This window comes from Gemmatimonadota bacterium, from assembly GCA_016209965.1.
Lineage (GTDB): Bacteria > Gemmatimonadota > Gemmatimonadetes > Longimicrobiales > RSA9 > JACQVE01.
On record JACQVE010000245.1, the window covers coordinates 1 to 4,895 of the forward strand.

Here is a 4,895-nt window from a genome sequence, read left to right on the forward strand (position 1 = left end):
CCGGGTGGTGCTGGACCTGCGCACCGTGGGCGAGGAAGAAGAAGAGCAGCTCGCCGCCCGCATCCTGGAGGCCGCCCGTTGATCCCGGCGCCCGAGGCGGGCCGGGCAGGCAGGGGGGCCGGGGGAGGCCGGGGGACCGGAGGCCGGCCGCGGCCGGCCGCGTTCCTGGATCGCGACGGCACGGTGATCGCCGAGCGCGAGTACCTGGCGGAGCCCGCACGCGTGGAACTCGTGCCGGGCGCAGCGGCGGCGCTCGGCCGGCTGCAGGACGCGGGGTACGCGCTGGTGATAATAACAAATCAGTCGGGTATCGCCCGCGGCTTTTACGGCGAGGAGGACTTCCGCGCCGTGCAGGCACGACTCGAGGAGCTGCTGCGCGAGGAAGGGGTGCACCTGGATGGCACTTACTTCTGCCCGCACGACCCGGAGGTCACGGGGCCGTGCGACTGTCGCAAACCCGCCACCGGACTTTACCGCCGGGCGGCCGGGGAGCTGCGTATCGATCTCGAGCGCTCCGCCTGCATAGGCGACCGGGTCAAGGACGTACTGCCCGCCCGAGAGCTGGGCGGCGCGGCCATCCTTGTGCGGACCGGTTACGGCGGGCAGGAAGAGGCCGGCGCACCGGCGGATGTGGTGGTGGTGGAGGACCTGGCCGCTGCAGCCGATTGGGTGCTCGAGCACGGCGGGGAGTAGGGCTGGACCCCTGGCCCTCCCCTTGCCCTTGCCTTGCTCCCTGGCGTTCGCAGGGGGTTGACAGTTGGATCAGGCGGGGAGAATGTACTGGCGGGAAACCTGCTCCCAGGGCAAGGGTATTCTAGAATCGGCGGAACAGCAGGTTGCTCGGGGGACACTTCAGGAGGAGACGATGTCGATTACGGTGACGCCCAACGCGGCCGCGGAGGTGCAGAAGTTCATTGCTGAGCAGGGTGCGGCTGCCGAGACAGCGGGACTGCGGGTGGCCGTGCTGCCCGGTGGCTGCTCGGGTTTCCAGTACGGTTTGAACGTCGAGGACGAGCCGCAGCAGGATGACGAGGTGCTCGAGTCCAATGGGCTGCGCGTCTTCATCGATCCGTTCAGCGCGCAGTACCTGCGCGGCGTCGAGATCGATTACGTGACCAGCATGATGGGCTCCGGCTTCAGCTTCAAGAATCCGAACGCGACGGGCGGCTGCGGCTGCGGCAGCTCGTTCACGGCCTGAATCGTTCCGGGGACCCGGGCTCGCCGGACTGTACAGAAGGCGCCGCACGCGGCGCCTTCGCTTTTTTTCGGAGGGACGGATGGAGGTGCGCGAGGTCGACCTGCCGGGCGTGGGCAAGAAGTTCGCCGTGCAGACGCGGGAAGGTGAGCGGCTGACGGTAATCATCCACAACACCGGGCACCGCGAGATCTACAATTTTCGGCGCGGCGAGGACTTTCCGTTCCATGCCCTGCGCCTGGAGGATGAGGAGGCGCGCAAACTGGCGGCGATCCTGGGCGGCGCCTACTTCCAGCCGGCGCTGGCCGGGTCCGTGGACCTGATCCTCGAGCAGCTCTCCATCGAGTGGGTCAAGGTCGGGGCAGGCTCGCCCTTCGCGGATCGGACCATCGCGGAGCTGGAGCTGCGGCGGCGCACGGGTGCCAGCGTGATCGCGGTGCTGCGAGAGGGGAAGGCGGTGCCCAACCCGCAGCCAGAGGAGCGCGTCGTCGCCGGCGACACCCTGGTCGTGGTGGGCTCGCGCGAGCAGGTGGACCAGGTCCTCGCGACGGCGCGGGGGGAGGGCGGATGAGGTGGAGCCGGCTCGCTTGCTCCTCGAGGGCGGGCTGCTGCTGGCCGCGATTGCACTGAGCGGGCTCCTCTTCCGCGCCCTCGGCCTCTCGGCGGTGCCCGCCTTCATGCTGGTGGGACTCGCGCTGCACCAGCCAGTGGGCCAATCGGCTCTGGTCAACGTCTTCGCCACCCTTGGCGTTGTGCTGCTCCTCTTCTTTGTGGGCCTCGAGTTCTCGTTCCGCGCGCTGCTCAGCGACCGGCGGCGGCTGCTGGGCGCCGGCACGCGCGACCTGCTGCTCAATTTCCCGGCCGGCTTCCTGGCCGGATGGCTGCTTGGGTGGGGTGTGCTGGGGGGAATGATCCTGGCCACGGCACTGTACGTTTCCTCGAGTGCCATCATTGCCAAGAGTCTGATCGACCTGCGCCGCACGGCATACCCCGAGACGGAGCTGGTGCTCGGGATCCTGGTCTTCGAGGACGTCGCCGTCGCCCTGCTGCTGGCCGTGTTGTCGGGCGTGGTCCTGGCCGGCGGCGAGCTGATCCCCGGTATGATCGGCGCGGCCCGCGCTCTGGTTTTTTTCGCCGCCGCCATAGCCCTGGCTCGCCTCGGCCGGCCGCTGCTGGAAAAGCTGCTGAGCACGGAGGAGGACGATCTCTTCATGCTGCTCATGGGCGGGGCACTGCTGCTCATGGCCTGGGCGGCGGCCAGGCTGGGGCTTTCCGCAGCGCTGGGCGCGTTCCTGGCCGGCACGCTCATGGCCGAAACGGGTCACAAGGAGCGCATCGAGGCGCTGTTCGCGCCGCTGCAGGGGCTGTTCGCTGCGCTCTTCTTCCTCGGGTTCGGACTGTCCATCGATATCCGGGAGTTCGCCGGCCTCTGGCCCGCGGCCGTGTCACTGGCGCTGGTCGGCATCGCGGCGAAGCTCGGGACGGGGTGGTGGGTGGGACGCGCCGAGGGACTGAGTCAGCGCGCCGCCTTCTCGCTGGGCGTGACTCTCACGCCGCGCGGCGAGTTCAGCATCGTCCTGGCCGGCCTGGCAGCGGCGGCCGGGCACCGGGAGGCCCCCGCGCTGCTGGCGCTGCTGGTGCTGATCCTGGCGGTGGTGGGCACGGCCGCCACGTGGAACGTGCCCAGGCTGAGCAGATGGCTCTCGCCCGATGCGAGAAACGCCATCCCCCCGACATGTCGACCCTCATAGGCGGTTGATTGGTGGGGTTGACGGGGGTATTCGAGTGGTAGCTTTTTCAACGTTGGGGTTTCAGTGCGATTTGCGGCTCGCCAGGGCACCACCCGCCGGCACCGTGATGATCGCCACGCCTGCAAGCAATCCTGGCACTATGATGTCGCGAGTTCGCTCATTGATAGCGATCCCCAGGAACAGGGGCGTCGCTCCTAGGCCCACGCCGAGCAGGGTGGATGCTATCCGGGGATTGCCAAACTTCCTGTTGACCAGGACGATTCCCGCCGCGGCACCGGCCGTGTACGACGCCGCGAATGCGCTATAGGAGGAGCCGAAGAAATCATCGCCCTGCAACAGAAGCCCTGCCGCTCCCGCCGCGAGCACTCCTCCCCCAAGGCCCAATGCAAAACGCTGCCCCCAGCTCGGTTCCGACTCGGCTGCCCGCGCGCTGCCACCGAGATCCTTGGGGAGCAAAAGCGCTTTGGCACGATTCTCCCCATCTCGTGCGGGGCGCTGCTGAGCGATGGCGGGGGTGCTCAGGATCGAAAGGACGAGAAGCAGCGGCATGCATGCCGCGCACAGGCACCTGATCTGGGTCGCGGGTTTGGGTCTCCGTTGCCAGGGCACACGCTGCGCCCTAACCGCGATCGCCTGAAGGAGATCGTCGAGGTCGATGAGATCTACGTTGGAGGCGTCGAGCAAGGGGGCCAGGGGCGCAACCAGTCTGCCTCGCCCGATCCGGCCCATGTGCTCATGCCGGGCGTGCACCGCGTGGCCGCCTTGGTCAAGCGCTGGCTCCTGGGGACCTACCAGGGGGGCATCTCGAAGGCGCATCTGCCCTACCACCTTGACGAGTTCACCTTCCGGTTCAACCGACGCAGCTCCCGGCCTCGAGGCCTGCTGTTCTACCGCCTCATCGTTAAGGGCATACCCCCTTTGAAATCAATTGAGAGCGCCATACGGCCGCTCCACCTTGTCTCAATCTAATCTTCCGACAGGCGACTGGCGGCTCCTGCGATGCCGATTCACCGGCGCCCGCGCTTTCCCGGGCAGTACCCCGGGCGAGGGGCATCGGCGAGAGGCCGACGCCTCGCCGTTCTCGACTTGGTCGCAGGCCCTCATTCCTGTGACTGACGGGCACGAAGTACGGCCGCCCTGGCCGATTCCACCCTGTCGCTGGCTCCGGCTCGGTCGTACGGTGTAGCAGCTTTCGCGCGCACCTCGCTTCGCCCGTGAGTGCTCTGTCCGACTCCGATTCCGCCGTCCGGAAGCCCAAGCTGCTGGGGCAGGTCCGGCGGGCGTGCCACGCACGGCAGATCGGCGCCCGGGCACGGGGCCCGCTGTCCTGCTGCCCGCCCCATCCCGCCATTCCATCGCTCCACTGCCGGCGTTTTCATCCAGGGTCTTTTATGGTAAGGGACCACTGCCGGAGGTGGAATTGGAAGGGAACGAAGGCGGTCCGGCGCGCCCGCACGCGGGCGCGGCAGCGGATGCCACAGCCGTCCATGTGCGCCTGCGGGACGGGCGGCTGGAGCTGAGATTCCAGAGACGTTTCTCGCAAGCCGATCTCGAGGCCGTCAAGGCGATCCCCGGTCGCCGGTGGCACCCGGAGCGCCGCATCTGGTTGCTCCCTCACAAGCCTGAATCGCTGAGCGCCCTGACGCGCTCGTTCGGCTCCCGGCTGGTGTTGCCCGAGACGCCGCCGGCCAGTGCCGGAGTGGCCGCGGGGGCGCATACGCTCTCCGCCGAGGCCGCGTCGATGTCGCGCGAGACCTATCATCGCGCGGTGGATGGGCTTCTCGATGCGATGCGCCGGGCGAACAGGACCCGCGAGTACTCCCGGAAGACGGAGCGCGCCTACCTGGGGTGGGCCCGGCGGTTCTGCAGGTTCCATGCGGGTGCGGTCGATGGTCCGGAGAATCGGGACGGGTCGCACGCCGGCGCCTTCCTCGAGCACCTCGCCACCA

At 68.5% G+C, this 4,895-nt stretch carries 6 protein-coding genes and 1 pseudogene; 6 read left to right on the forward strand and 1 reads right to left on the reverse strand.

Annotation, left to right across the window (positions count from 1 at the left end; translation table 11 throughout):
* Window positions 1–165: 165 nt before the first annotated feature.
* The 4 genes from HY703_09740 (at window position 166) to HY703_09755 (ending at window position 2,946) form a co-directional block, all read left to right on the forward strand.
* The gene (locus HY703_09740; protein MBI4545466.1) at window positions 166–693 is read left to right on the forward strand and encodes an HAD family hydrolase; all 528 of its coding nucleotides are present in this window, start codon (window positions 166–168) and stop codon (window positions 691–693) included.
* A 172-nt stretch (window positions 694–865) separates the two neighbouring features.
* Window positions 866–1,198 (forward strand): iron-sulfur cluster assembly accessory protein, encoded by a 333-nt coding sequence (locus HY703_09745; GenBank protein MBI4545467.1) that lies wholly within the window; start codon window positions 866–868, stop codon window positions 1,196–1,198.
* A 79-nt stretch (window positions 1,199–1,277) separates the two neighbouring features.
* Window positions 1,278–1,766 (forward strand): cation:proton antiporter regulatory subunit, encoded by a 489-nt coding sequence (locus HY703_09750; protein MBI4545468.1) that lies wholly within the window; start codon window positions 1,278–1,280, stop codon window positions 1,764–1,766.
* Window position 1,767: 1 nt separating this feature from the next.
* Window positions 1,768–2,946: a cation:proton antiporter gene (locus tag HY703_09755; protein ID MBI4545469.1), complete on the forward strand. Its 1,179-nt coding sequence runs from the start codon at window positions 1,768–1,770 to the stop codon at window positions 2,944–2,946.
* Between the two features lie 60 nt (window positions 2,947–3,006).
* Here the strand turns inward: HY703_09755 and HY703_09760 are convergent, their stop codons facing one another.
* On the reverse strand, window positions 3,007–3,495 hold the full coding sequence (locus HY703_09760; GenBank protein ID MBI4545470.1) for a hypothetical protein: 489 nt from the start codon (window positions 3,493–3,495) through the stop codon (window positions 3,007–3,009).
* 183 nt (window positions 3,496–3,678) lie between these two features.
* On the opposite strand from HY703_09760, the pseudogene HY703_09765 reads away from it, so the two are divergent.
* Both HY703_09765 and HY703_09770 read left to right on the forward strand, forming a co-directional pair.
* Window positions 3,679–3,846, forward strand: a pseudogene (locus HY703_09765) (transposase).
* A 520-nt stretch (window positions 3,847–4,366) separates the two neighbouring features.
* On the forward strand, window positions 4,367–4,895 hold a 529-nt coding region (locus HY703_09770; protein ID MBI4545471.1), incomplete at its 3' end, for a phage integrase N-terminal SAM-like domain-containing protein.

Bases quoted from the DNA above. Each gene is read 5' to 3' on its own strand.
- HY703_09745 (MBI4545467.1), top strand. From the start codon at position 866: ATGTCGATTACGGTGACGCCCAACGCGGCCGCGGAGGTGCAGAAGTTC.
- HY703_09750 (MBI4545468.1), top strand. From the start codon at position 1,278: ATGGAGGTGCGCGAGGTCGACCTGCCGGGCGTGGGCAAGAAGTTCGCC.
- HY703_09760 (MBI4545470.1), bottom strand. From the start codon at position 3,495: ATGCCGCTGCTTCTCGTCCTTTCGATCCTGAGCACCCCCGCCATCGCT.